Genomic DNA, 25,319 nt, shown 5'->3' with positions numbered 1-25,319 from the left:
CCTCGCTCGGGCTCGACAGCTCCCACATTTGATCTGCGTAGCTCGGGAGAGCTATGTCGTAGCTTTGAGGTCCACGCTCAAGGCTGTGGCGAAGGCTTTGACCATCGGGCTCCGTGGCGCGTTGTGGCGCAGGATCAGGTTGAACGCGGTGCTTAAATGAACCTGCTCTGGGCACAGTGCGCGCAGGCGCCCTTCCCTTACCAGTGGCGTGGCGTAGTGTTCTGGCAGGAAGCCCAGGAAGCGGCCGGTAAGGATCAGGATGGCGACGGCTTCCACTTGTGAGGCCGAGGCGGACTGGCTGTCGTGGTTGACGAAGTTGGCCTTGTCGCGATGGATCGCATACCGATGGTTCACCACTTCGTATTGGCGAAGCGCATCGGGGGTGATGTCGCTCGCAGTGAACAAGGGATGCCCTACGGCGCAGTAGGCGTGGGCCTTTTCTTCGTAGAGCGGGAAGTAGTCGAATTCTTCACGGCGTTGGTACACCGGGACGATGCCGGCGACCAGGCGCCCCTCCACTACTCCACGCTCAACTTCGTCCAATTGCGAGGCATGTAGGCGCAATCTTATTTTTGGCGATTGGCGATGTAAGTTGCCCAGGGCGGTAATCAACGGGGAGTTAACGTCGGAGACGGTGTTATCGATAACGCCCACACTCAGGTCGCCGATCAGTTCGTTTTGCGCCGAACTAAGTTTGTCGCGAAAACTGTCCACTGAGGTAAATAACTCGATGGATGCTTGATACACCAACTTGCCTTCTTCGGTCAGCCCGAACCCTTCGCGGCCCCGTGTGCACAGGCGCATGCCGATGCGAATCTCCAGGTCGGAGATCTGTTTGCTGATGGCCGCCAGGCCCACGTTCAGCTCGTTTTGCGCAGCACTGAAGCCGCCGGCTTCGACCACGGCCATAAATACCCGCAGCAATTTGAAGTCCAGCCCACTCAGTTGCAGCGGTGCTCGTGTGCCGGGTTTTGGCGGCAGGTTTCCAGAAGTGGAAAGTGGGGTTTCCATAATGCGCGTTGACCTCGAGTGCCATATTCAACAGGCTTGAACCCAATCCTTGAACATAGCCAGGCGGCGATAATGAACATAAACATCCGCCCTTGGCAACCTTGAATACGGCGCGTCAGATGCCGGTTCTACACCGATAAACTTCTGTTGAAACTGCCTCCGACTCTTCTTAAAACAAGCGTGAGGAATACCCATGTCCCAGCCCACCGACCGCCTTTGGGGCGCTCGTTTCAAGACCGGTCCGTCTGCGGCGTTGGCCGCGTTGTCGCGTTGCCCTGAGCGCTATTTTCGCCTGACGCCCTACGACCTGGCCGGCTCCCGCGCCCATGCCCGTGAGTTGCAGCGCGCTGGGTTGCTGGATGAGTCGGAGACTTTGCGTACCCTCGAGGCCCTGGACCGCATCGGTGAGGATTTTGCCGCCGGGCGCCTACATCCCACCCTGGATGACGAGGACGTACACACCTTTATCGAACGCGTATTGACCGAGCGCCTGGGCGCCCTGGGCGGCAAGTTGCGTGCCGGACGCTCGCGCAATGACCAGACGGCCAATGATCTGCGCCTGTTCCTGCGCGACCATGCGCGCACCATCGCCAACGAGGTGCTGGGTTTGCAGCAGGCGCTGGTTGAGCAGGCCGAGCAACATGTGCAGAGCATCTGCCCGGGCTTCACCCATTTGCAGCAGGCGCAACCCATTGTGTTTGCCCATCACTTGCTGGCCCACGCGCAGTCGATGCTGCGCGATGTGCAGCGCCTGGTGGATTGGGATGCGCGTACGGCCCTGTCGCCGTTGGGCGCGGCCGCCATGGCAGGTTCGGCGATAGCGCGTCAGCCAGAGCACTCGGCCAGGGAAATGGGCTACACCGGGCCATGCGAAAACTCCATCGACGCTGTCGCCAGCCGTGACCATGTGGCGGAGTTCCTGTTTGTGGCCGGCATGCTCGGGGTGAATATTTCGCGGCTGTCGGAGGAGTTTTGCCTGTGGTCGTCGCGCCAGTTTCGCTGGGTAGTGCTGGACGATGCCTACGCCACCGGCAGTTCAATCATGCCGCAGAAAAAGAACCCGGACATTGCCGAATTGGCGCGGGGCAAGGCCGGGCGTTTGATCGGCAACCTGACCGGGCTGATGTCGACGCTCAAGTCGTTGCCGCTGTCCTACAACCGTGACTTGAGTGAAGACAAGCACAGCGTGTTGGATAGCGTGGACACCTTGCTGCTGGTGTTGCCGGCGATGGCCGGGATGGTGGCGACCATGAAGGTGCAGGTAGAGGAGTTGCGGCGCCAGGCACCAATGGGCTTTACCTTGGCGACTGAGGTGGCGGATTGGTTGGCCACCCGTGGTGTGCCGTTCAAGGAGACCCATGAGATTACCGGCGCGCTGGTGCAGGCCTGTGAGCAGCATGAGATTGAGTTGTGGCAAGCCTCACCGGCGATGTTGGCCGAGGTGGATGGGCGACTCACCCCGGACGTGCGCGACTGCCTGACCCTGGAGGCGGCGATTGCGGCGCGTAGTGGGTGGGGTGGGACGGCGCCGGAGCGGGTGAAGGAGCAGATTGGACGGTTGAAGATGGCGTTGGCGGCTCAGCAAAAGTGGACTGAAAGTTATCAAGGATTTCGGATTTAAGCCGGTGACGATCGTTCCCACGCACTGCGTGGGAATGCATCCCGTGACGCTCCGCGTCGTCACGTTACGCGCCAACGGCGGGACGCGGACGTCCGAGGCGGCGTTCCCACGCGGAGCGTGGGAACGATCACGCATCAAGAATAAATTTTGGAGTAGCAGCATGAACCAAACCCCGGCCGAGCGCTTGGAAGCCGAGCGCAAGTTGTCCGAAAACCAGTTCGATATCACCCAGTACGAGCATGTGCCGCGGCGCTATTACGGGCGGATGTTTTTTGCCACCCTGATCGTGATTGCGTTGGCGGCGCTGTTGCGCGCGTTTGCCAATGGCCAGATCGAATGGTCCTACATTGGCCAGTTCCTTACGTCGCAAGCCATCCTCTGGGGCCTGGTGAACACCATCGTCATGTCGATCCTGGCGATGGCATTGGGCGTAGTGATCGGAGTGATCACGGCGATCATGCGCATGTCGGCCAACCCGATCCTGCGTTACGTGGCCATCACCTATACCTGGTTGTTTCGCGGTACACCGCTGATTTTGCAGCTGCTGCTGTGGTTCAACCTGGCGTTGATCTTCCCGGTGATCACGATTCCGGGCCTGTTCAGCATCGACACCGTGGACCTGATGACGCCATTCGTGGCCGCCCTGCTCGGCTTGAGCATCAACCAGGGCGCCTACACCGCTGAAGTGGTGCGTGCCGGCTTGCTGTCGGTGGACACCGGCCAATACGAGGCGGCCAAGTCCATCGGCATGCCGAGCCTGCAGGCGCTGCGCAGGATCATTCTCCCGCAGGCGATGCGCGTGATCATCCCGCCCGTAGGCAACGAGTTCATCAGCATGGTGAAAATGACCAGCCTGGCCAGTGTGATCCAGTACTCGGAACTGCTGCACAACGCGCAAAACATCTACTACGCCAACGCCCGGGTGATGGAGTTGCTGATTGTGGCGGGCATCTGGTACCTGGCGGTGGTGACTGTTCTTTCATTTGGTCAAAGCCGCCTCGAGCGTCGTTTTGCCCGCGGCGCCGGCAAGCGTTCGTAAGCCTGGGTTGAGGAGATTTGCCCCATGAGAAGCATCGTCAAGGCTGTCAACCTGAACAAGTATTACGACCAGTATCACGCCCTGCGTGACATCAATATCGAGGTCGAGCAAGGCGAGGTGATGTGCATCATCGGCCCGTCCGGCTCGGGCAAAAGTACCCTGCTGCGTTGCGTCAATCAGCTGGAAAAGATCGACAAGGGCGGCCTGTGGGTCGATGGCGAATTGGTTGGTTATCGAGTGGTCGGAAACAAGCTGCACGAGATGAACGAAGCGCAGATCGCCCGCCAGCGCCTGGCCACCGGCATGGTGTTCCAGCGGTTCAATTTGTTCCCGCACATGACTGTGTTGCAAAACATCATCGAAGGCCCGTGCCAGGTGCTCAAGCGCTCGCCCAAGGAAGCCATCGAAGATGCGCTGGAACTGCTGGCCCGCGTTGGCCTGGCGGATAAGCGCAATGCCTACCCGGTGGAGTTGTCCGGCGGCCAGCAACAGCGTGTGGCAATTGCCCGGGCCTTGGCGATGCGCCCCAAGTTGATGCTGTTTGACGAACCCACCTCAGCCCTCGACCCGGAGCTGGTAGGCGAAGTGCTGTCGGTGATGCGCGATTTGGCCACCACCGGCATGACCATGATCGTGGTCACCCATGAATTGGGCTTCGCTCGCGAAGTGTCCAACCGCATGGTGTTTATGGACGCCGGCCAGATTGTGGAAGCCGGCAGCCCGGAAGACATTCTAATAAGCCCACAAAACCCGCGTACCCAAAGCTTTATTTCTGCCGTTCGCACTTAACTAAAAAACTAACGAGAACGCCCCTATGAAGAAGATATTTATCCCTACCTTGCTTGCAGGCCTGATGGCCTCCTCGTGTGTATTCGCGGCCTTGCCGCAAGCCATCAAGGACAAGGGTGAGATCAGCGCGGCCATCGTGCCGAACTACCCGCCGATGGACTTCAAGGACCCGGCCACCAACAAACTCACCGGTTTCGATTTCGACCTGGGCAACGCCCTGGCCGAGCGACTGGGCGTGAAGATCAAATGGCAGGAAACCGGCTTCGAACAGATGCTCAGCGGCCTGACCACCAAGCGCGTGGACATCGTGCTGTCGGGCATGACCGATACCGCCGAGCGCCAGAAAGCCGTGACCTTCATCGACTACTTCACCAGCGGCCCGCAGCTCTACACTTTGGCCAAGCGCGAAGAGATCAAGGAATTGACCGACCTGTGCGGTAAAAAAGTCGGCACCAGCCGCCGCACCACCTGGCCGTCTGAAATTACCGCCTGGAGCAAGGCAAACTGCGAAGCGGCGGGTAAGCCGGCAATCGTGGTGATCGGCACCGAAGGCTCGGCAGATGCCCGGGCGCAGTTGCAGCAGAACCGCCTGGATGCGGCGATGCAGGGCAGCGAGACCATTCCTTATTTGATGTCGCTGGACAAAGGCAAGTACAAGCCGGTGGGCCTGGCGATTTCCAAGCAATTCACCGGGCTTGGGATTGAGAAGAGCAATACCGAGTTGGTCACGGCGATCAGTGAGGCATTGCAGGGCATGATTGATGACGGGACTTACGGCAAGATCTTGAAAAAGTGGGATCTGGAGCAGGGCGCGGTCGAGAAAATAAGCATAAACGCGGGCCAGTAAACACCGCAAAACCTGTGGGAGCTGGCTTGCCTGCGATAGCGGTAGATCAGCCAATGACGATGCAAACTGGCCTACCGCTATCGCAGGCAAGCCAGCTCTCACATTGGATCGGTGTTCACATTCAAGTTGTGTTGTCGTGAAGGTATAACAAGGAACCCTCCCCCACCGTGGCCACCTACTCCCTGGTAATCCGTCGCCTGATGATCTGCTCGGTGACCATCGTGGTCAGCCGTGCCATGACCAGCCCGTTGCTGGCCCTCTGGCTGAGCACACGCCTGGGCCTCAACCAGCAGGACATCGGCCTGCTGATGGGGGTCGCCGTGTTCATCGCCACGCTCCTGGGTTTGTACGGCGGCTACATCATCGACCGTCTGGAAAAGCGCAAGCTGTTGATCCTGGCCATGCTCTCCAGCTCCATCGGTTTTTTGTTGCTGACCTTTGCCAGCAACCTCTACCTCACCACGCTGACCCTTGTTGTGACTGAAGCCGCGTCGGCGCTGTTCCTGATCGGATCCAAGGCGATCATCAGCGAAAACCTGCCGGTGGGTGAGCGCGCCAAGGTGTTTTCCCTGCGCTACACCCTGACCAATGTCGGCTATGCCACGGGCCCGATGTTGGGCGTAGTGATTGCCGGCCAATTGCCGTGGGCACCGTTTTTGATCGCCAGCGCCATTGCCTTTGGCAGCCTGTTCCTGATGATCGGCATTGCGCCGACCCAGCGCGACGACAGTCATAAGCCTCAGAGTTTCCTCAGCACCCTGCGCATCTTGCGCAGCGACCGCACGCTGATCCTCTTCACCAGCGGCAGCCTGTTGAGCACCATCGTCCATGGGCGCTACACCCTTTATCTGTCGCAGTTTTTGCTGGTGGCCTACACACCCGACCAGGCACTGAAAATTCTGTCTGCGGTGCTCGCCTGCAACGCCATCACCGTGATTTTGATGCAGTACCAAATCGGCCGATTTCTCAAGCGCGAGCAACTGCGCCATTGGATCGTGCTGGGCACCCTGCTGTTTATTGCCGGGTTGGTCGGCTTCAGCCAGGCGCACAGTCTGCTGACCTGGTGCCTGGCAATGTTCGTGTTCACCCTGGGCGAGATGATCATCTACCCCTCGGAGTTTCTGTTTATCGACACCATCGCGCCGGATGCACTACGCGGCAGTTATTACGGCGCACAGAACCTGGCCGCGTTTGGCGGGGCCATGAGCCCGGTGATTTGTGGCTATCTGCTGATCAATGCGGCGCCCACCAGCATGTTCTTTGCCCTGGCCGCACTCACGGCCATGGGTGGCACCCTGTGTTTCTTGAGCGGGCGACGCGTGGCAGGTTCTTGCTGATATTTACGCAAGATCCGGCTATTAATAGCCAAACCTCTGACGGACCCGAGCCCCATGAAATTCGACACGGCCTACAGCCTGAGTCTCGACGACAAGCTGTCAATCTACGACGTGCGAGATCTGAATTTCGATGAAACTACCGCCTTCGATTCCGACAAAGACAGCTTCCTGTGCCCCAACGACGCCTGCCGTGCGGCGTTCGATAGCGCCAATGCGTTGAGTACCTTCAACGCCAAGAACGTCAACTACCAGCGCACGCCGCACTTCAAGAACAAACCCGGCACGCGGCATATCGACGGCTGCCGCTATGCCGGCAGCCATAAACCTGCGACGGGTGAAAATGACGACGAGCGTGAGGAAAATTTCCCATCGGAATTTGTGCTGACGCGGCGACTGTACGAGCTTAGAACGCCGGTAGTCGGCACCGCTGGGAGCGTCCTGCAGGAGCCGACGAAAGTGCCCGCAAACCGCGCTACCACCTCTTCTGGCAGCAATGACTCGATCCCGGACAAAACCAGCGTATTCGCACACCCGGTGGAGTGCTACGTGTCCAACATCGATGACAAGGACAAGCTCAAGGCCATGCCCTTGAAGATCGGTGAGCACACGGCGACCTACTGGGCATTCTTCAAGAAGATCGAATACCTGCAAGACAACCAGGGTTTGATTTACTGGGGCAAGATCAAGACCATCAAGGACTACACCAGCAGCTTTCGCATCGACTTCGAAAAGAAGGTGTGGCTCGACAAGAAGCCCTATTCGGTAAATGTCTACCTGAGCAAAAAGCTTATCGAAAACTACCGCAAGCGCACGGCATTCCTGGAACAGATCAAGGCGGCGGCCAGCAGCGAACGGCCGCTGTATTGCTTTTTCTACGGGGTCACGCCGCAGCTTGTGCAGGTGCCCAGCCAGAAAAAACCCGAGCAGACGTTCGGGGTATTCAGCGCCAGGATCGAAAACCTGGATCACCTGATTATTCGCGAGGCGCCGGGGCTGGAATCATAAGGGGTTGCAACGCCAATGGATGAGCGGTAGAAACAACTGTACAAAAACACAGTATAGTTGCGCCTTCCCTGTCGAACCTGGAGAAACCCCATGTCCTCTCTGGCAATGAGTTCTTTCGTAGAACAACAGATCGTCTTGCATCAATTCACCACCAAACACTGCGCGCAGGCGCGCGTGATGCTGGGCTGGAGCCGCGAAGAGCTGGCTCGCCAGGCTGGCGTGGCGGTGCAAGCAATTGAGAAACTGGAAGGCCACGGCGACGTGGACGATGAAACTCGTTTGATCCTGGCGTTTCGCCTGGAGGCCGAAGGGCTGGTATTTTTCCCGGGGTTCGCGCCGGGGTGGGGGATGAGTGCGCGGCGGTTTGATACCGCCGCAGCGCAACCTTCTGCGCAAGGCCTCATTTCGCGGTTGATGGGTTCAACCACCGCAACCATTGACTCACAAACGCCTCAACCCAATGGTGCGTAGAGCCCAGGTGTTTCTCCGGGCGCTTCAATAGTTTCAAATGCACCCGTGGCGGTCGATTGAACCCTGGCACAACCTCTGCGAGGCAGCCGTCTGCAGAGGCTGATTCAAACTCAAGTGTCAGTAGTCTCAACCACGTCCTCTGTACTGGCAGGTGTCGGTGTGAAGGGAGCACCTGGGAGAAAAGCCGGTTTTTGAATGGCCTGTGAGGCTTGTTCATAACCATAGGCGACTGACAGCAAGGTCGCTTCACTGTTGGCGGAGCCATACACGTAAAGTGCCGTGGGCATGCCATCTTCATCCATGCCTGACGGAACGGATATGCCTGGGTACCCGGCCGCAGCGCTGAAAAAATAATTGTGGGACTGGAAGTTCGACACCATGGCGTCGAGCTTGTGCTCCTTCATGGGGTCATCAATGGTGTTCTGAAATATAGGAAGAATGGCTTTCCACAGCGCATCGCGATCTTCCTGGTTGGTCTGCACCCCATTGATCATTTCCAGCAGTTTCTGGTCAGGCTCACCAGGTTTCTGGGTGCGGTTGATAAAAGCAATCAGCTCAGAGAGTGATTTGACCGGCAAACCTTCTCGCCCAGCCAGGTAGCCTTCCAGCGCTTGCTTGACCTCCGAGAAAAGCGCGTTGTTATAATCGACATAGGTTTGTTCGGGGACGCCAGCATCCAACCGCGCCATCGGCACCAGAATCGCCCCTTGGGCCTTCATCACGTCGAGCGCCGCCTCATAATGCTTGCGGTCTGCTCGCTTGGCCGGGTCCTTGGCCTCCTCAGCGGACAACTCGGGTAAAGGGGTATAGCCAATTCGCTTGTCCTTCAAGGCGTCGGACTGCAGGCCCTTGGTGTAGGCAGTGGTCTCGGTCATTGCGTTAAGCGCTTCGGCCGCATCACAGATATTGCGGGTAAAAGTCCCCACCGCGTCCATGCGAGTGCTGGTCATGACGCCTTCGGTACTGACCAAGCCCGTCGTTGTTTTCAGGCCAAACACACCGTTGTAGGCGGCGGGGCTGATGATCGATCCGTTGGTTTCCAACCCCAGTGCCACAGGCACATGCCCTTGGGCGACCGCCACTGCCGAACCTGAACTCGACCCAGCCACCGGCCCTCCGAGTCGATGAGGGTTCAGCGTCTGGCCACCTCGGGAGCTCCAGCCATCCACAGGTAATAGTGACCGAAAGTTGGACAGCTCACTCATATTGGTTTTCCCCACAATCACCACCCCGTGCTTCAACAAATTGTCGACAACCTTGGCGGTTTTAGTGGCCGGCGCGCCCACCAAGGCCTTCGAACCTGCACTGGTCTGCATGCGGTCGTTGGTTTCGAAGACATCCTTCAGCGCTATCGGCACGCCATGCAAGTGCTTGAGTACGCGGCCATTGGCACGTTCCTGGTCGCGGGCCTTCGCCTCCCTCATAGCATCCGGGTTGGTTTCCAAAAACGCATTGCCGCCCTGTAGCCCACGATCAATATTGGCAATCTGCTTGAGCGAGTCCCTCAACAGTGACTCTGAGGTAACGCCGCCACCTTGGCCCATCTCCAATGACATCTGGCAGGCACTCTTGAAACCTTGCACAGGGTTTGCAAGTTCCTGAAGCAGGCCTGTCGCCCATCCACTTACCGAAACTGGTCCGATCATGAAATTCCCCTCTGTCTAACTGGATGTGAGCGTTATCGGTCGATAACACCGCACCAGTCTAAGAGCCGACACCCCATCACTATTTCGGGCGAATCCTGCTGCTGCGTCCTACTCTTCCCAGCCCGACGTAGTCTTCAATAACGTCTATGGCCGTAGCTGGCGGTAAGCGCGTACCAGTGCCGCCAAACGATCACCTGCCCAGCGTGCACCGTAAAACCAGACTCTGGAGCCATCCTCCAGGGTTTCACACACCGTGGGGTACCCGCTTTTCGAGGCGTTATGAAAGGCGGCTTCTGGATCCTCCGACACCAAGGCATCCAGGCGAAGGCCTGCCACCCGCTCATCGATTTCACGACAGGCCTGCTGATTGTCGCCGCTGCGCTGCATGTCCACCGCTACCCATTGGACACCGGCCCTGCGCAGGGTGTCGAAGACTCGGTGCAAGGCCTCACTGTGTTCGACCCGTTCAACGTGATTGCCCTGCACATAGCGCTCGACATACCCGACCCGATAGCCCGTCAACGCCCGCGTGGCGGTGAACGTGGTGTTATTCAACACGAGCGGTACCTCTACCATCACCGGTTCGGTAGGGTCCTCGCCGCTGAGGGCGACAAGTGATAGCGCGGGGTCACGCACCGGCCGTAGATGGGGCGCCAGGGCGTTATACCCTGGGATGAGCATGGCGCCCGCAGCCTGTTCGGTGCCAAAGACAATAGAGGTGGGTGCAGCATGGGGGGGTGAAGCGGGTACGTCGGCGGCGTTCATTGGCGGGGGTAGCGGTTGGGCTGGGGCACAAGGCACCCCTATTTTCCAAAGCTTCTTACAGTGGCTGTCCATCGAAACATCCTCCCGGAAATAAAATTTCCGCGGGATCATCGCACTCTCATTTGGCCTTTGTCGCAGAGCAGAAATTCGCTGAAAAACTCTTTTCCAAGCGGGCCATCGGCTCAGCTTGCTGCGTGTTCGTTGACCGGTTGAGGCTCCACTTCCAGCCACCAGGCTTGCCCGCGCTCAGGCTGGTTCAAGCGAAAAGCCTGACCCATCGCCGGAGTGGTGATCGAGATATTGCGCTCCCAGGCCAGGGCCATGATGCGGTCGAAGGGCTCATGCCAGGCGTGGAAGGCCAGATCGAAGGTGCCGTTGTGAATCGGCAGAAGCCAGCGCCCTTTCAGATCGATATGCGCCTGCAGCGTTTGCTCCGGCTGCATGTGCACATGGGGCCAATCGACATTGTAAGCGCCGGTTTCCATCAGGGTCAGGTCAAACGGCCCGTACTGCTCGCCGATGCGTTTGAAACCGTCGAAATAGCCAGTATCGCCACTGAAAAATATACGTCGCGTAGCGTCGATCATTACCCATGAGCACCACAGGGTCTGGTTGCCATCAAACAGGCCGCGCCCTGAAAAGTGCTGAGCCGGCGTGCAGACAAAACGAACGCCATCGACTTCGATGCCCTGCCACCACTCCAGCTGGCGCACTTTGCTGGCGTCTACGCCCCATTTGACCAGCGTGTCACCCACGCCCAGGGGCGCCAGGAAGTAGCGGGTCTTTTCGGCCAATTGGACTACCGCTTTGCGGTCGAGATGGTCGTAATGATTATGGGAAAGGATCACCGCTTCCAGCGCTGGCAGCTCATCAACACTGATAGGCGGCTGATGAAAACGCTTGGGGCCGGCCCAACTGAACGGCGAGGCGCGTTCGGCAAACACCGGGTCGGTGACCCAGAATTTACCACGTAGTTTCAGCAGCACGGTTGAATGGCCGAGGCGATACACGCTGTGATCAGGGGCGGCCAATAACTGCTCGCGGGTCAGTGGCTGTACCGGAATCTGCCCCACCGGCCGTGTCGTGCGCGGCTTGTTGAATAGCATGTTCCAGAAAATGCGCAGGGTCTTGCCCAAGCCACCGTGCTGCACCGGAGTGTCGTTGCTGAAGTGCCCCAGGCCCTGCTCGGCAGGCTTGGGCGCCGAGGGCGCCGGGTCGAGACGGGTTGAAATAGTGGCCATGACGATGTGACTCCGGCGGTCCGCTCAAGTATTACACTGCACAGTGTAGTTTCTAGATTGCAACAAAATCCGGAGCAAGTAAACTGCCCGGTGTAATTTCATTGTTGAGTCGAATGCCTTCCATGACTGCCCCCAAACGCCTCACCGAGCGTAAACGTGAAGCCATCGTGGCTGCGGCGATTGCCGAATTTCGCGAGAACGGCTTCGAGGTCACCAGCATGGACAAAATCGCCGCAACTGCTGGCGTTTCCAAGCGCACGGTGTACAACCATTTCCCCAGCAAGGAAGAACTGTTCGCCGAGATCCTCCACCAACTATGGGCCAGCAGCGTTGCCCAGTTGGACGTGATCTATACGAGCGACCGTCCGCTGCGCGACCAACTGCGCACGTTGCTGGAAGCGAAAATGCAGATGATGTCGGACGCCAACTTCCTCGACCTGGCACGCGTAGCCATTGCTGCCACCATTCATTCGCCGGAACGCGCTCAAGACATGGTCAACCGCCTCAGCGCACGAGAAGAAGGCTTTACCCAATGGGTGCGCGCCGCCCAGGAAGACGGCCGCCTCACCTGCACCGACCCGGGGTTCGCCGCCCACCAGATCCAAAGCCTGCTCAAGGCCTTTGCATTCTGGCCGCAGATTACCCTCGGCCAGCCCACCCTCGACCCCGCCGCCCAGGCAGGTGTTATCGAATCAGCCATCGACCTGTTCCTGGCCGGCTACGAAGTCAGCACTCCGCCCTCATACTAAGGCGCGTTATTGCAGAGCGTTTTGGCGTATTCCGCCCGTTGCGTGGCCGCCCATCCGGCCTGAGTTGTCTGATGACACCTCGTCTGAAACTTCATTCGCCGGCTTGCCGCAATAGCATAATGCCGCCATTGGTCGCCTGGTCAAAATAGTCCTGCCTGACGGGCGAACTTCCAGGTCGGTTGATCACTCTGACACCGTTGTTCTACCCCCCTCTGTCAGCATCAGGAAGCTGGCAATGAGCAAGTCAACCGTAAGGCCAGGGGCCCTACGGGGTCAGGCGCAAATACATGGACCCCGCATACGCTTGCATGCCCGAGCCCTCCACCATGCTATTCAACGCTCACAAGAAAACCATCAGTACCCTGCAACACAGCCTAGCCCAACAGACCAGCCTGCTGGACGCCATCGAACGCTCCATGGCCGTGATCGAATTCGACCTGCAAGGCACCGTGCTGCGCGCCAATGACAACTTCATCAAGACCATGGGCTACCGCGCCGAACAGATCCTGGGCCAGCCCCATCGGATGTTCTGTACCCCGGCGTTCGCCCGCAGCGCGGACTACAACCAGCTGTGGACGCACCTGCGAAACGGCCAATTCCAGTCGGGCACCTTTGAACGAGTAGGCGCCAACGGCGCCTCGGTGTGGCTGGAAGCCAGCTATAACCCGGTACGGGATGAGGCGGGGAATGTGATCAAAGTGGTGAAATACGCCATGGACGTCACCCCGCGTCTGCAAGCCGAAAGCGAAGCCAACGCCAAGCTCGAAGCCATCGACCGCGCCATGGCGATGATCGAGTTCAACCTCGACGGCACCATCATCACCGCAAACGACAATTTCCTGCAGCGCATGGGCTACAGCCTGGCGCAGATCCAGGGCAAGCATCACCGCCTGTTTTGCACACCCGAGCTGGCCAACAGTGCGGCCTACAGCGAGTTCTGGAAGCGCTTGAACCAGGGCGAGCTGTTCAATGGCCAGTTCGAGCGGGTGGACAAACACGGCCAGGTCGTGTGGCTGGAAGCCAACTACAACCCGGTGTACGACGCCAGCGGGCGCCTGTGCAAAGTGGTGAAGTTCGCCTCGGATGTCACCGCCCGCGTGCTACAGCATGCCGCTGACGCACAGAGCGCCGCCCAGGCTTACCACCTGTCGTTGAACACCCAGGAGATGGCGGAAAAAGGCGCCGAGGTGATTCAGAAAACCGCCAGCGGCATGCGCGAAATTGCCGTGGATATCGACACATCTTCGCAACTGATCGCCAAACTCGGCGAACGCTCGCAACAGATCACCGCCATCGTCAATACCATTCGCGGCATCGCCGACCAGACCAATCTGCTCGCCCTCAACGCCGCCATTGAAGCCGCCCGCGCCGGCGAGCAGGGCCGTGGCTTTGCCGTGGTGGCCGATGAAGTGCGGCAACTGGCGGCGCGTACCAGCGGCTCCACCGCCGAAATCTCCGGCATGATCGCCATGATCCAGGACGAAACCCGCCAAGCCATCGACAGCATGGACGCCACCCGCGACCGCGCCGCCCAGGGTGTGGAACTGGCCAACCAGGCCGGCACGGTGATCCTGCAGATTCGCGAAGGCACCGGCGAAGCAGTACAAGCGGTAAGTGCGTTTGCCAATGAGCGGGGCAATCGCTGAGCCATTGGCGCTGGCTGTCTGCAGGTTAACTTCGCAGCCAGCGCACATGCCGCCCCAGTTCATCAAATAGCGTCACCACCGAGCGTAACGCCCGGCAATCAGGCCGCGTCAACAACCACAGCGCCGTATCGTGCCCTGCCAGCGCAGGGCCCAGCGGTTGCAGGCCATCGCCCATCAGAAAATCCGGCAGCGCCGCCACGCCCAACCCCGCGCGCACTAATTCGGTCACCGACTGCATGCTGTTGCACCGATAACGGAGACGCACGCCCGGCAAATGCTCACGGCGCCAGATGACGGTGGGGTGATCGGGTAAAAAATCGTCCGGCGCGATCCAGGCCAGGTCGGCCCACTCATGGTCTGGGTGCAGGCGCGCATAGTCGGCACTGGCACACACCTGATAGGTCACCGCCCCCAGGCAACGTCCGACAAGATGCGCTGGCGGCGTCTTGGTCAGGCGCAGGGCGATATCCGCATCGCGGCGGCTGAGGTTGGCGAAGTCATTGGAGGTGCTCAGTTCCAGGGTCAACGCCGGGTAGGCCGGCATGAACTGCGCGAGGGCCGGCAACAGCAAACCTTGCAACACCGAGTCGGTGCAGGTCAGGCGCACGGTACCGCTGATCACTTCACCGCCCTGCTCCACGCCAATACGCGCCGCCTCCAGCGCCTGCTCGGCACGCTCGGCCTGTTGGGCCAGGTTGCTCGCCAGGCTGGTGGGCAAATAACCGGCACGGCTTTTTTCAAACAGGGTCTGGCCCAGCGCCGCCTCCAGCCGCCGCACCGCACGGAATACCGTGGACACATCGACCCGCAGCAGCGCCGCCGCCCGCGCCAGGGTACCGCCGCGCACCAGGGCCAGGATCAACGACAGGTCGGCGTAGTCGATTTGATAGTGCGTGACTGCATTGAACATATGGGCAAACGCCAATATTGATTGCATGAGCGCCAATCTATAGTGGGCATCACCCCACCACAAGTCATGGACGTACATGATGCCAACCCCCGCGCTGCACCTTGCCCTGATCGGTGATTACAACCCCGATGTGACCGCCCACCAGGCCATTCCCATGGCCCTGCAACAGGCCGCCGACGTTCTGGGCCTGAACGTCCAAGTGCAATGGCTGGCCACCGACACCCTCACCTCCACTTCTGCCCTGAGCGACTTCGACGGTTTCTGGTGCGTGCCCGGCAGCCCCTATCGCGATGTCGACGGCGCCTTACGGGCGATACGTTTTGCCCGCGAACAAGGTCGCCCTTTCCTCGGTACCTGCGGCGGTTTTCAACATGCCGTGCTGGAATATGCCCGCCATGTGCTCGGCTGGGCCGATGCCCAGCACGGCGAATTAATGCCGGATGCTGAACGCGCTGTCATCACGCCGCTGAACTGCTCCCTGGTGGAGGTGAGCGACACCGTACGCCTGGCCCCGTACACGCGCATTGCCCAGGCCTACGGCCGCCTGGACATCCACGAGGGTTACCGTTGCCGCTACGGCATCAACCCCGCCTTTGCCGACGCCCTGCTGGACGCCAACCTGATTCCCACCGGCCACGATTCGGCGGGCGATCTGCGCGCGGTGGAACTGCTCGACCACCCGTTCTTCGTCGCCACCCTGTTCCAGCCCGAACGCGCCGCATTCAAGGGCATCACGCCGCCGCTGACGATTGCGCTGCTCAAGGCCTGCCAGGAGGTATCGGTATGATCGCCAAGACACCCGCCCCACCTTATTACGCGGTGATTTTCAGCTCGCTGCGCACCGGCGCCGACCTGGGTTATGGCGAGGCCGCCACACGCATGCTGGAACTGGCCAGGCAACAACCGGGGTTCCTTGGGGTGGAATCGGCGCGGGAGGATGGACTGGGGATTACCGTGTCCTACTGGGCCAGTGAGGCGGCGATACTGGCCTGGAAACAGCAGGCCGAGCATCGGCAGGTGCGCGAGCAAGGGCGGGCCACCTGGTATGCGGCGTTTCACACACGGGTATGCAAGGTAGAGCGGGCCTACACCTTCTCCACTTGAATCACCGAACCCGGTGGGAGCTGGCTTGCCTGCGATGCAGACACCTCGGTGATGCAGTGAAACCGCAGTGATACTATCGCAGGCAAGCCAGCTCCCACATTTGCTCGTCATCGTTAGCAATCGCGGACGCTCAGCTCACCAAACTACGCAACGCGCTGATCTGCGGGATCTCTACCCGACGCATATACACGCGTAGCGGCTCGGTAATGTTGATGCGGTCGTCGATATTCTGGTCGAGCAACAACTGCAGGCGGGCTCGGCACAGGGTCATGGTGTGGTCGGCGGCCGGCAGCCAGACGAACTCGGCCGTGGGGATGATGCCGTCATCGGCCACGTCCATGCCGAATGAGTCTTCGCTGAAACGTACGATGTACTGGCCGGTCTTGCGGTTGAGGCCGACAAATCCCTGGAGTTGGTCGGCAGCTTGGCAGATAAGCTCGGAAGTGATGCGCATGGTAAACCTCACTGAAAAGTCCCACAGGGACTGGAAAGATGGTTTACACGCGTGGCAGAAATTACCGCCCTCTGACGGGGCAGCTACCCGTAAGAATACTGCAACGCCCTGCAAAAAAGTCGACAAAATTGGCCGGTGCGCACGTTAATGTCGGTTTGGTGATAGCGCCGTTCGCAATCAATTGTTAAAAAGGACACCTTCTCAAAGTTACCTCCACGAAAGGACTTCGCATATGCCTGTCACGTTTTCCAAAAGCGCCTTGCTGCTGGCGTTGATGCTCGGCCTTGGCCAGGCACAGGCTGCCGAACCGGTCAGCCCGGCCGAATTGGCGACAAACGAAGGCATCCCCTATCCTGCCGTGATCGCTCACCGTGGCGCGTCCTACGACGCACCTGAATCCACCGCCGCTGCCTACAAGGTTGCACGCGACCTGGGTGCCGACTACCTGGAACTGGACTTGCAACGCAGTAAGGACGGCGTACTGTTCGCCCTGCACGACAACAACCTGCAGCGCACCACCGACGTTGCCACCAAGTTCCCCGAGCGCAAAGACGCGCCTGCCAACGAGTTCACCTGGAAAGAACTGCAAACCCTCGACGCCGGCAGCTGGTTCAACGCCGCCTACCCGGACCGCGCGCGCCCCGGTTTCGTTGGCCTGAAAATCCTGAGCCTGGACGACATCATCAAGATCGCCGAAGGCAACCCCTCGCACAAACCCGGCCTGTACATCGAGACCAAGGAGCCCAAGCAGTTCCCCGGTATCGAAGCCGACCTGAAAAACAAGCTGCTCGACAAAGGCTGGCTGAGCTCCGCCGGCTCCAAGCTGGGCAAGAGCAACACCGGTGTCGGCCAAGGCAAGGGCCGCGTGGTGCTGCAAACCTTCGAAACCGCCAGCCTTAAAGAGCTGCAGAAGGAAATGCCCAACACCCCGAAAATCCTGCTGTTGTGGGTAGGTGAAGGCAGCATCGAGCCCAAATCCAAAGTGACCTTCGCCGAGTCTGGCGAAGCCACCAAGGCCGCCTACTACGCCAAGCAAGAGCCCAAAGACGCCGCCGAATTCGAAAAGTGGGTCGATGAGGCCAAAAGCCTCGGCGCCATCGGCACCGGCCCGTCGGCTGAGCTGACCGACCACGGCGACCAGAGCTACACCGACCTGGTGAAGCCGGAAATGAACAAGCTGACCCACGACAAGGGCCTGCTGGTGCATGTGTATACCGTGGATGAGCCGGTGGACTTCGAGAAGGTCATGAAGGCCGGCGTCGATGGTATCTTTACCAACCGCGCCGCCGAGCTGTTGAAGTTCTACAAGCGCTGGCCGTCGTCCAGCGTGCAGGACCTGCTCAACGACCATAAGTACTAAAAGCGTTGGTGTCAGTGAGCCATTAAGGATGAGTTAAGTTGCGCTGGTTAATCTGGCGCCACTTAAACAGCTCAACCTAAGAAGGACATACACCATGAAAACCTTGACCGCCCTGTTCGCCGCTACTGCCCTGACCTTGACCGCCGGCCTGGCCCAGGCTGATGTTCGTCCAGACCAGATTCCCAGCCTGCTCAAGACCGGTGAAGTGATGGCGTTCGAAAAGCTCAACGCCGCCGCCGTCGCCCAACATGCCGGCGCTACCATCAACGATACCGAGTTGGATCACGAAGCTGGCAAGCTGGTCTACGAAGTGGACCTGACCGACACCACCGGCAAGAAATGGGATGTGAAGCTCGACGCCAAAACCGGTGCCGTGCTGGAAAACAAGCAAGACACCTGAGTTGAACCTTGAAAAAACGCGCCACCTTCGGGTGGCGCGTTTTTTTATGCGCGCCTCAAACCGTCACATAACCGTCATACCACCTTGCAATGATTCGCTCAGGAACCTGTGAAACGTCCTACAGGCCCTTTCTCTGCGAGTCGCCATGAACCACAGCATCGACCACGGCCATCAAGATTCCGATCTGTTTGGCCTGCTTTACGGTTTTCGTTTTCGCCCCGGCGAGAAAGGCCAACAAATTGATTCCGCCACCGCCCTCGCCACCTTACAGCAACCGCCAGACCCGGACGAATTCCTGTGGCTGCACCTGAACCTGGCGCACGCCGCCTGCGAGCGCTGGATGCAGGCGCATCTGTCATTGCCAGAAGAGTTTTTTGAAGCCTTGCATGAAGGCTCACGCTCCACGCGCATCGAGCATGTGGACTCGGCCTTATTGGCCGTGGTCAACGATGTGGTGTTCAACTTCAGCAGCATGGTGTCGTCGGATATTTCCACGCTGTGGGTGTGCGCGCGCAGCCGCTTGCTGGTGAGCGCACGCCTGCAGCCGTTGCACTCGGTGGATAAATTGCGCTCGTCGGTGAAGGCCGGCGAACACTTTCGCTCCCCCTTGGAGCTGTTGGTGCACCTGCTGCGCGACCAGGGCGAAGTGCTGACGCAGATCGTGCGCAAGACCAGCATCAGCGTTGACCAAATCGAGGATCAGCTGTTGTCTTCGCGCCTGTCCACCAACCGTGCCGAACTGGGCGCCGCCCGCCGCGTGCTGGTGCGCCTGCAACGCCTGCTGGCTTTGGAGCCGGGCTCGCTGCTACGCCTGCTCAATCGCCCGCCGCAATGGCTGCAAAAGGAAGACGTGAAGGAATTGCGCAAATCCACCGAGGAGTTTGCGCTGATCATCAACGACCTGACCGCCCTGGGCGAACGCATCAAACTGTTGCAGGAAGAGATTGCCGCCAACCTCAATGAACAGAGCAACCGCACATTGTTTACCCTCACGGTGGTGACGGTGCTGGCGCTGCCGATCAACATCATTGCCGGTTTTTTTGGCATGAATGTGGGTGGGGTGCCCCTGTCCCAAGACCCGGAAGGCTTCTGGATACTGGTGGCCTTGGTCGCAACCTTCACCCTGATCGCTGGGCGGTGGGCATTCCGCAAATTCTCAAATTGAAATAAGCCCAAAGGTGGGAACTGGCTTGCCTGCGATTGCGGTGTATCAGCCAAGACAATGCAAGCAGACCCACCGCTATCGCAGGCAAGCCAGCTTCCACAGGGGTTAAGCGTATGTTCAGTGATTGAAGAGTCCCGTCATCGCTCTGAGCCGCTTCTTGTACAACCGCCGCGCCTCCAAAGCCTCCTCCAGACTCACCGCCACAAACCCCGCTCGCTGGTTGGGCTGCATTTGCCCGATCAAGTCCAGGTCGGCGCTGATCACCGTGCCAATCATCGCGTAGCCACCGCCCGACACCGCATCGCGGTGCAGCACAATCGGCTCCAGCCCCGCCGGTACTTGAATCGAGCCAATCGGGTAGCAACTGTCCACGATGTTGGAAGGATCGGAGCCGGCGCCAAACGGCTGTTCCCGCGGCTGGAAGCTCAACGCGCTGCCGCCCTTGAAGCGATAGCCAATGCGATCGGCCTCGGAGCCGACCGTCCACGGCTCGGCAAAAAAGCTGCTTTTGGCCTCCAAGCTCAAGCGTTCGTAATACAGCCCCGGCACCACCCGCAACGTCACATCGCCGCCGACCGAACGCCGCAACGCCATCGGCAAGCTGTTGCCCGCACGCCCGGTACCGCTGGCGCTACCGATCGGCAATTGATCGCCCTCCTGCAAGCGTCGGCCATTAAACCCGCCGAGGGCGCCGAGGGTGTAGGTGGAGCGGCTGCCGAGCACCAACGGCACGTCGATACCGCCAGCGACGGCGAGGTAGGTGCGTGCGCCGGCGTTGGGAAACTCGAACCGCAGCACCTGCCCGGCGCGTACGGCAAAGGCGGTGTCCTGATGCACCACATCACCGTCCAGGCGCGGCGACATCAAGGCGCCGCTCAAGGCCACCAGCGCGTCCTGCTGGAACTCCAGCGCCGGCCCGATCAGCGTGCATTCCAGGCCCGCCGCGCCCACGGGATTGCCCACCAGGTGGTTGGCCGCACTCAACGCGTATTGGTCCAGCGCCCCCGATGGTGGGATGCCCAAATGGTAATAACCTTCGCGGCCCAGGTCCTGCACGGAGGTGGCGAGGCCGGGTTTGAGGACCTTGATCATGCCAGCGCCTCCTGCAGGGTTTTCGGATAGCCAATGGGGTCGGCGAGAAAGGCATCCAGAGAAAATTCCACCGGGCGAATGCGCAAGTCGAAACGCCCGGCGTCCACCTCGGCGACCGCCAGGTCATATGCCTCGCGGTCCATCGGCTTGAACTGCACGATATCGCCAGGGCGGAAGAACACCATGTGCTCCTTGAGGTACGCCAACTGCTGCGCCGGGTCGTAGATCGGTGCCGGGGTAACGCCGAACATCTGATAACCGCCCGCCCCTCGCACTGAGTAGATACAGCCAAAGCAACCGCCATGGCCCAGCGTCAGTTTCGGTGTGTCGGTGCGTGGCCGCAGGTATTTGGGCACCTGCAATTGCCGCTCGCGTTCGACCATCTGGAACATGAACGGCAAGCCCGCGACAAAGCCGACCATCGACACAAACCACGGCGCGCCACTGTGGGCGGCGATGAACGCTTCCACGTCGGCCAGGCCATTGATGCGTGCCGCGTATTCCAGGTCTGTGCCGCTGGGGTCTTGGTGGCGGTCACGAAAACGCATCAGGGTTTCGTGGGTCCAGGGGTCGTTATAGAGCACCGGGATTTCGATGATGCGCGTGCGCAAGGTGCGTTCGGCCACGGCCTGGGCTTCGGCGCTTTGCACGGCGTCGAGCAGCGCGTGAGGGGCGATGCGGTCAGGGTCGAAGCGAATCTGGAAGGATGCATTGGCCAGGCACACATCCAGTACGCCTTCCAGTGCCAGGCGCTCCACGGCGCGGGTCACCGCCATGCCCTTGAAAAAAGCCTCCAGGGACATGCTGTCGCTGACCTCGGCAAACAGATGTTCATCACCGCCGAAGCTATAGCGGATGGGGGACGTTTCAGCCATGTCTGTTCCTCTTGGAATCTTTGTAGAAAGGCAGGCAAAAAAGTAAGGGTTGGATCTTATCGGGGTGTTCTGACGTCGATACCCGCCTGGTCCAAGGCTTCACGGGTAGCCTCCACCAGATCCAGGGCGCCAGGGGTGTCGCTGTGCAGGCAGATGGAATCGAATTCGATCGCAAGGTCTTCGCCTTCGACGGTACGTACCAGGCCGGCCTGACACGCACGCAAGACCCGGGCGGCCACTGTGGCTGGGGCCAGCGCCCGCACATTGCGGGTAAACACGATGGAGCCGCTCAGGTCGTATTCACGGTCGGCATAGAACTCGCGCACCACCGGCTGCCCCAGTTCCTTGGCGATGCGCCAGATCACTGAGTTGGGCATGCAGTACAGCATCAGCGTGGGCTCAATGATTTGCAGGTTCTGCACCAACAGCCGGGCGGCCTCTTCATCACGGGCCAGGTGCATGTAAAGCGCGCCGTGAGGCTTGATATGTTGCAGGGTCACGCCTTGGGCACGAGCCATTTCACGCAGGGCACCGAGCTGGTAGAGCATGTCGTCCACCAGTTCCTGGGCCGGTGCGTTGATATGCCGGCGACCGAAACCCACCAGGTCACGAAAGCCTGGGTGCGCGCCGATGGCCACACCCAGTTGCTTGGCGCGCTCGACGGTGCGGCGCATGGTGCCCGGATCGCCAGCGTGAAAGCCGGTGGCGATATTGGCCGAGCTGATATAGCCCATCAGCTCTGCGTCGACGCCGTCGCCGATGGTCCAGGGGCCAAAGCTTTCGCCCATGTCTGAATTGAAATCCACTGCCTGCATCAGGGTCGCTCCGCCAAAGGTGATGCCCGCAAAGTAGGCCGGGGCTTGACCCCTTGGGAAGATCTATTATCAGATGGCCCATCTTCTGAAAATCAGATAGCTTTTTATCCTCGACCCCAGATCATTCCCACGCTCTGCGTGGGAATGCAGCCATGGACGCTTTGCGTCCGCACTTGAGACCGTGACGCGGAGCGCCACAAGAGGTATTCCCACGCAGAGCATGGGAACGATCAATAAGCAGAGTGCGATATGTCTTTAACCTTGCGCCAGGTTCGCTACTTCGTCGCCACCGCCGAGATCGGCCAGATATCCCAGGCGGCGATTCACTTGAATATTTCCCAATCGGCGGTGACCACGGCGATCAAGGAGCTGGAAGCCATGCTCGGCGTGCAGTTGTTCGTGCGCTCGGCCCAAGGCATGAACCTCACCGACGCCGGGCGGCATTTTCTCAACCGTGCCTATGTGATTGTGCGCAGCGTGGAGGACGCCCTCAACAGCCCGTTGCCGGACTACCGCGCCAGCGGCGTGCTGCGGGTGGCGGCCAGTTACACCGTGCTGGGTTATTTCCTGCCGCACCATTTACAGCGCATGGAGCATTGGCATCCGGACGTAACCATCGAGGTGTTCGAACAGGAGCGCCAGGCCATCGAACAGGGCCTGCTCGACGGCCAGTCCGACATGGCCGTGGTGCTGACCGCCAACCTTACCCACGCGGATATCGTCTCGGAAATTCTGTTCAACTCCGAGCGCCGCTTGTGGCTGCCCAGCCATCACCCGTTGTGCGAACGCGGAGCCGTGAGCCTGGCCGACGTGGCCCAGGAACCCTACATTTTGCTCACCGTCGACGAAGCCGAACACAGCGCCATGCGCTACTGGGAACAGGCCGGGCAAACGCCCAAGGTGCGGCTGCGCACCAGCTCAGTGGAGGCGGTGCGCAGCATGGTTGCCAACGGCAGCGGCGTGGCGATCCTGTCAGACCTGGTGCACCGGCCCTGGTCCCTGGAAGGCAAACGCATCGAAACCCTGACCGTGACCGACCCGGTCACACCCATGAGCGTCGGCCTGGCCTGGCACCGCGAGCGCGCGTTTACCCCAGCGATGCAAGCGTTCCGGGATTACTTCCACGACGCGTTTCTGGCGCCCCAGCAGTTGTCGGCACGCCGTTAAAGATGAGCTTGCAGGGTGGCGGTCAACCAGTCCATGAACACCCGCACTCGCAACGGCAGATGCCGCTGGCCGGCGTACAGCAACGACACATCTAAGGGCGGCGCTTGGTAGTCGGGCAGCACCGCCACCAACTCGCCGCTGGCCAATAAGTCGCGTATCCCGAGCTGCGGCACCTGGGTGATGCCAAACCCGCCCAGGCACGCCGATTGATAGGCGTCGGTGCTGTTGACCGTCACCCGGCCTGCCATCGCCAGCCGCTGCACCTTGTTGCCCACCATGTATTCGAACCCGGCCGAGCGTGCGCCCAGCGGCCGCACATAATGCACCAACTGGTGATGCGCCAGGTCTGCCAGGGTTTCGGGCACGCCATACCGTTGCAGGTACGCCGCGCTCGCGCAGTTGACCATCGGCATGCTGCACACCCGCCGCGCTACCACGGTTTGATCGGGCTGGGCGCCGACGCGCACCACGCAATCAAAACCTTCGGCGATCAGGTCCACCTGGCGGTCCGAACCGCTGATCTCCATGTCGATCAGAGGATGGCGCGCCATGAAGGTGGGCAGGTTCGGCAAGATCACGCTGCGTGCCATGACGTTAGGCATGTCTACTCGAATGCGCCCGGCCAGTTGGGTCTCATCCTGGCGAAACAGGCCCTCGAGCTCTTCCATATGCGCCAGCAGGTCCTTGCTGCGTTCATACAACACACGGCCATCCTGGGTCGCCTGCACCTTGCGCGTGGTGCGTTGCAACAGTCGCGCACCGAGCAGCTCTTCCAGGGCCTGCACATGCTCGGACACGGTGGAGCGCGGCAGGCCGAGGCTTTCACCGGCCTGGGTGAAACTCGACAATTCGGTCACCCGTACGAAGGTGCGCAGCAGCTCTAGCTTGTTCATGGATTGTTCGCCTTATCCGGCCAGTGATTCCGCTATAGCACTGTTTATCACGTTATAGGCGGACAAATACACTCACTCCCACTGACCCCCACTGAGGACTGCACCATGACCCGTAAAATCGCACTCATCACCGGCGCCAGTCGTGGCCTGGGCAAAAGCGCCGCCCTGCACCTGGCTGCGCAAGGCATCGACATCATCGGCACTTACCACAGCGCAGCGGCCGAAGCCCAAGCCGTGGTTGCCCAGGTAGAGGCCTTGGGCGGTCGCGCCGCCATGCTGCAATTGGACGTCAGCCAGAGCGCAACCTTCGATGCATTCGTTGGGCAGATCGGCACCCTGCTCAAGGATGTGTTCGCCCAGGAACATTTCAACTTCCTGATCAACAACGCCGGGGTTGGCACCTACGCAAGCTTTGCCGAAACCACCGAAGCCCAGTTCGACCAGTTGGTGGCGATCCATGTGAAGGCACCGTTTTTCCTCACGCAAAAACTGCTGCCGCTGATCAGCGATGGCGGGCGCATTATCAATGTCTCCAGCGGCCTGGCGCGCTTCAGCCTGCCGGGTTATGCCGCTTACGCGTCCATGAAAGGCGCGGTGGAAGTCTTGTCGCGCTACCAGGCTAAAGAGCTGGGCCCACGGGGTATTACCGTGAACACCCTGGCACCGGGCGCGATTGCCACTGACTTCGGCGGCGGCGCGGTACGCGATAACACCGATGTGAATGCGATGGTTGCCAATAACACCGCCCTGGGCCGCGCTGGCTTGCCGGACGATATTGGCGGGGCGATTTCGACCTTGCTGGCCGATGGCAGTCATTGGATCACCGGCCAGCGGATCGAGGCATCGGGGGGGATGTTCCTCTAAACGGCTTCCCCTCTGTAGGAGCGAGCTTGCTCGCGAAAAACTCAAGAGCGCCG

General features: G+C 60.1%; 26 protein-coding genes. 16 read left to right on the top strand and 10 right to left on the bottom strand.

Annotation, left to right across the window (positions count from 1 at the left end; translation table 11 throughout):
* Positions 1-51: 51 nt before the first annotated feature.
* A complete protein-coding gene (locus GIW79_RS12655) occupies positions 52-1,011 on the bottom strand; it encodes a LysR family transcriptional regulator (RefSeq protein ID WP_089042446.1) in 960 nt (319 codons plus the stop codon).
* A 193-nt stretch (positions 1,012-1,204) separates the two neighbouring features.
* On the opposite strand from GIW79_RS12655, the gene argH reads away from it, so the two are divergent.
* From argH to GIW79_RS12620, 7 genes are all read left to right on the top strand, one after another.
* On the top strand, positions 1,205-2,632 hold the full coding sequence (gene argH / locus GIW79_RS12650) for an argininosuccinate lyase (RefSeq protein ID WP_236454935.1): 1,428 nt from the start codon (positions 1,205-1,207) through the stop codon (positions 2,630-2,632).
* A gap of 160 nt (positions 2,633-2,792) precedes the next feature.
* Positions 2,793-3,671: an amino acid ABC transporter permease gene (locus GIW79_RS12645; protein WP_197901223.1), complete on the top strand. Its 879-nt coding sequence runs from the start codon at positions 2,793-2,795 to the stop codon at positions 3,669-3,671.
* A 24-nt stretch (positions 3,672-3,695) separates the two neighbouring features.
* Positions 3,696-4,460, top strand: a complete 765-nt coding sequence (locus tag GIW79_RS12640; RefSeq protein WP_003193648.1) for an amino acid ABC transporter ATP-binding protein — start codon at positions 3,696-3,698, stop codon at positions 4,458-4,460.
* Between the two features lie 25 nt (positions 4,461-4,485).
* Positions 4,486-5,307, top strand: coding sequence for an ABC transporter substrate-binding protein (locus tag GIW79_RS12635; protein WP_057975149.1), 822 nt, complete (start codon positions 4,486-4,488; stop codon positions 5,305-5,307).
* Between the two features lie 167 nt (positions 5,308-5,474).
* Complete coding sequence (locus GIW79_RS12630) at positions 5,475-6,644, top strand: MFS transporter (RefSeq protein WP_054896734.1); 1,170 nt, start codon at positions 5,475-5,477, stop codon at positions 6,642-6,644.
* A gap of 54 nt (positions 6,645-6,698) precedes the next feature.
* Positions 6,699-7,649 (top strand): hypothetical protein, encoded by a 951-nt coding sequence (locus GIW79_RS12625; RefSeq protein WP_054896733.1) that lies wholly within the window; start codon positions 6,699-6,701, stop codon positions 7,647-7,649.
* A 90-nt stretch (positions 7,650-7,739) separates the two neighbouring features.
* The gene (locus tag GIW79_RS12620) at positions 7,740-8,120 is read left to right on the top strand and encodes a helix-turn-helix domain-containing protein (protein WP_054896732.1); all 381 of its coding nucleotides are present in this window, start codon (positions 7,740-7,742) and stop codon (positions 8,118-8,120) included.
* A gap of 110 nt (positions 8,121-8,230) precedes the next feature.
* Here GIW79_RS12620 and GIW79_RS12615 read toward each other — a convergent pair whose 3' ends face one another.
* The 3 genes from GIW79_RS12615 to GIW79_RS12605 form a co-directional block, all read right to left on the bottom strand.
* Positions 8,231-9,766, bottom strand: a complete 1,536-nt coding sequence (locus tag GIW79_RS12615; protein ID WP_229999917.1) for an amidase family protein — start codon at positions 9,764-9,766, stop codon at positions 8,231-8,233.
* A gap of 144 nt (positions 9,767-9,910) precedes the next feature.
* On the bottom strand, positions 9,911-10,447 hold the full coding sequence (locus GIW79_RS12610; RefSeq protein WP_233098120.1) for a hypothetical protein: 537 nt from the start codon (positions 10,445-10,447) through the stop codon (positions 9,911-9,913).
* 266 nt (positions 10,448-10,713) lie between these two features.
* Positions 10,714-11,772, bottom strand: a complete 1,059-nt coding sequence (locus GIW79_RS12605; protein ID WP_057975146.1) for an MBL fold metallo-hydrolase — start codon at positions 11,770-11,772, stop codon at positions 10,714-10,716.
* Positions 11,773-11,894: 122 nt separating this feature from the next.
* Between GIW79_RS12605 and GIW79_RS12600 the strand changes: the two genes are divergently transcribed.
* Both GIW79_RS12600 and GIW79_RS12595 read left to right on the top strand, forming a co-directional pair.
* Positions 11,895-12,521, top strand: coding sequence for a TetR/AcrR family transcriptional regulator (locus GIW79_RS12600; protein ID WP_034128571.1), 627 nt, complete (start codon positions 11,895-11,897; stop codon positions 12,519-12,521).
* A 326-nt stretch (positions 12,522-12,847) separates the two neighbouring features.
* On the top strand, positions 12,848-14,167 hold the full coding sequence (locus tag GIW79_RS12595; RefSeq protein ID WP_054918288.1) for a methyl-accepting chemotaxis protein: 1,320 nt from the start codon (positions 12,848-12,850) through the stop codon (positions 14,165-14,167).
* 25 nt (positions 14,168-14,192) lie between these two features.
* On the opposite strand, the gene GIW79_RS12590 is transcribed toward GIW79_RS12595, so the two are convergent.
* Positions 14,193-15,077 carry a LysR family transcriptional regulator gene (locus GIW79_RS12590; protein ID WP_057975145.1) on the bottom strand — a complete coding sequence of 295 codons (885 nt, stop codon included), beginning with the start codon at positions 15,075-15,077 and terminating at the stop codon, positions 14,193-14,195.
* A 79-nt stretch (positions 15,078-15,156) separates the two neighbouring features.
* On the opposite strand from GIW79_RS12590, the gene GIW79_RS12585 reads away from it, so the two are divergent.
* On the top strand, positions 15,157-15,864 hold the full coding sequence (locus GIW79_RS12585) for a CTP synthase C-terminal region-related (seleno)protein (RefSeq protein ID WP_034128486.1): 708 nt from the start codon (positions 15,157-15,159) through the stop codon (positions 15,862-15,864).
* Entirely contained in the window at positions 15,861-16,181 is a 321-nt protein-coding gene (locus tag GIW79_RS12580) for an antibiotic biosynthesis monooxygenase family protein (RefSeq protein ID WP_034128487.1), read from the top strand. The genes GIW79_RS12585 and GIW79_RS12580 overlap by 4 nt, the downstream gene beginning before the upstream one ends.
* Positions 16,182-16,311: 130 nt before the next feature.
* Here GIW79_RS12580 and GIW79_RS12575 read toward each other — a convergent pair whose 3' ends face one another.
* A complete protein-coding gene (locus tag GIW79_RS12575) occupies positions 16,312-16,635 on the bottom strand; it encodes a DUF2025 family protein (protein ID WP_032895610.1) in 324 nt (107 codons plus the stop codon).
* Between the two features lie 232 nt (positions 16,636-16,867).
* Between GIW79_RS12575 and GIW79_RS12570 the strand changes: the two genes are divergently transcribed.
* The 3 genes from GIW79_RS12570 (at position 16,868) to GIW79_RS12560 (ending at position 19,560) form a co-directional block, all read left to right on the top strand.
* Positions 16,868-17,995 (top strand): glycerophosphodiester phosphodiesterase, encoded by a 1,128-nt coding sequence (locus GIW79_RS12570; RefSeq protein ID WP_034128488.1) that lies wholly within the window; start codon positions 16,868-16,870, stop codon positions 17,993-17,995.
* Between the two features lie 94 nt (positions 17,996-18,089).
* The gene (locus tag GIW79_RS12565; RefSeq protein ID WP_034128489.1) at positions 18,090-18,395 is read left to right on the top strand and encodes a PepSY domain-containing protein; all 306 of its coding nucleotides are present in this window, start codon (positions 18,090-18,092) and stop codon (positions 18,393-18,395) included.
* Positions 18,396-18,540: 145 nt separating this feature from the next.
* The gene (locus tag GIW79_RS12560) at positions 18,541-19,560 is read left to right on the top strand and encodes a transporter (RefSeq protein ID WP_034128490.1); all 1,020 of its coding nucleotides are present in this window, start codon (positions 18,541-18,543) and stop codon (positions 19,558-19,560) included.
* A gap of 117 nt (positions 19,561-19,677) precedes the next feature.
* On the opposite strand, the gene GIW79_RS12555 is transcribed toward GIW79_RS12560, so the two are convergent.
* From GIW79_RS12555 to GIW79_RS12545, 3 genes are read right to left on the bottom strand one after another with little or no spacing between them, the layout of a single operon-like run.
* Complete coding sequence (locus tag GIW79_RS12555; RefSeq protein WP_034128491.1) at positions 19,678-20,652, bottom strand: biotin-dependent carboxyltransferase family protein; 975 nt, start codon at positions 20,650-20,652, stop codon at positions 19,678-19,680.
* The gene (locus GIW79_RS12550; protein WP_236454933.1) at positions 20,649-21,527 is read right to left on the bottom strand and encodes a 5-oxoprolinase subunit B family protein; all 879 of its coding nucleotides are present in this window, start codon (positions 21,525-21,527) and stop codon (positions 20,649-20,651) included. The genes GIW79_RS12555 and GIW79_RS12550 overlap by 4 nt, the downstream gene beginning before the upstream one ends.
* Positions 21,528-21,583: 56 nt before the next feature.
* Positions 21,584-22,342: a 5-oxoprolinase subunit PxpA gene (locus GIW79_RS12545; protein ID WP_054896725.1), complete on the bottom strand. Its 759-nt coding sequence runs from the start codon at positions 22,340-22,342 to the stop codon at positions 21,584-21,586.
* Positions 22,343-22,591: 249 nt separating this feature from the next.
* Between GIW79_RS12545 and GIW79_RS12540 the strand changes: the two genes are divergently transcribed.
* On the top strand, positions 22,592-23,509 hold the full coding sequence (locus GIW79_RS12540; protein ID WP_236454931.1) for a LysR family transcriptional regulator: 918 nt from the start codon (positions 22,592-22,594) through the stop codon (positions 23,507-23,509).
* Here the strand turns inward: GIW79_RS12540 and GIW79_RS12535 are convergent.
* The gene (locus GIW79_RS12535; protein ID WP_198790621.1) at positions 23,506-24,402 is read right to left on the bottom strand and encodes a LysR family transcriptional regulator; all 897 of its coding nucleotides are present in this window, start codon (positions 24,400-24,402) and stop codon (positions 23,506-23,508) included. The genes GIW79_RS12540 and GIW79_RS12535 overlap by 4 nt on opposite strands.
* A gap of 105 nt (positions 24,403-24,507) precedes the next feature.
* On the opposite strand from GIW79_RS12535, the gene GIW79_RS12530 reads away from it, so the two are divergent.
* Positions 24,508-25,266: an SDR family NAD(P)-dependent oxidoreductase gene (locus GIW79_RS12530; protein WP_054896722.1), complete on the top strand. Its 759-nt coding sequence runs from the start codon at positions 24,508-24,510 to the stop codon at positions 25,264-25,266.
* The last annotated feature ends 53 nt before the right edge of the window (positions 25,267-25,319 follow it).

Source organism: Pseudomonas sp. PA-7-1E (assembly GCF_021605325.1).
GTDB classification, from domain to species: Bacteria; Pseudomonadota; Gammaproteobacteria; order Pseudomonadales; family Pseudomonadaceae; genus Aquipseudomonas; species Aquipseudomonas fluorescens_BV.
Note: the sequence above shows the minus strand (reverse complement) of the source record. Positions and strands in the feature narration are given on the sequence as shown.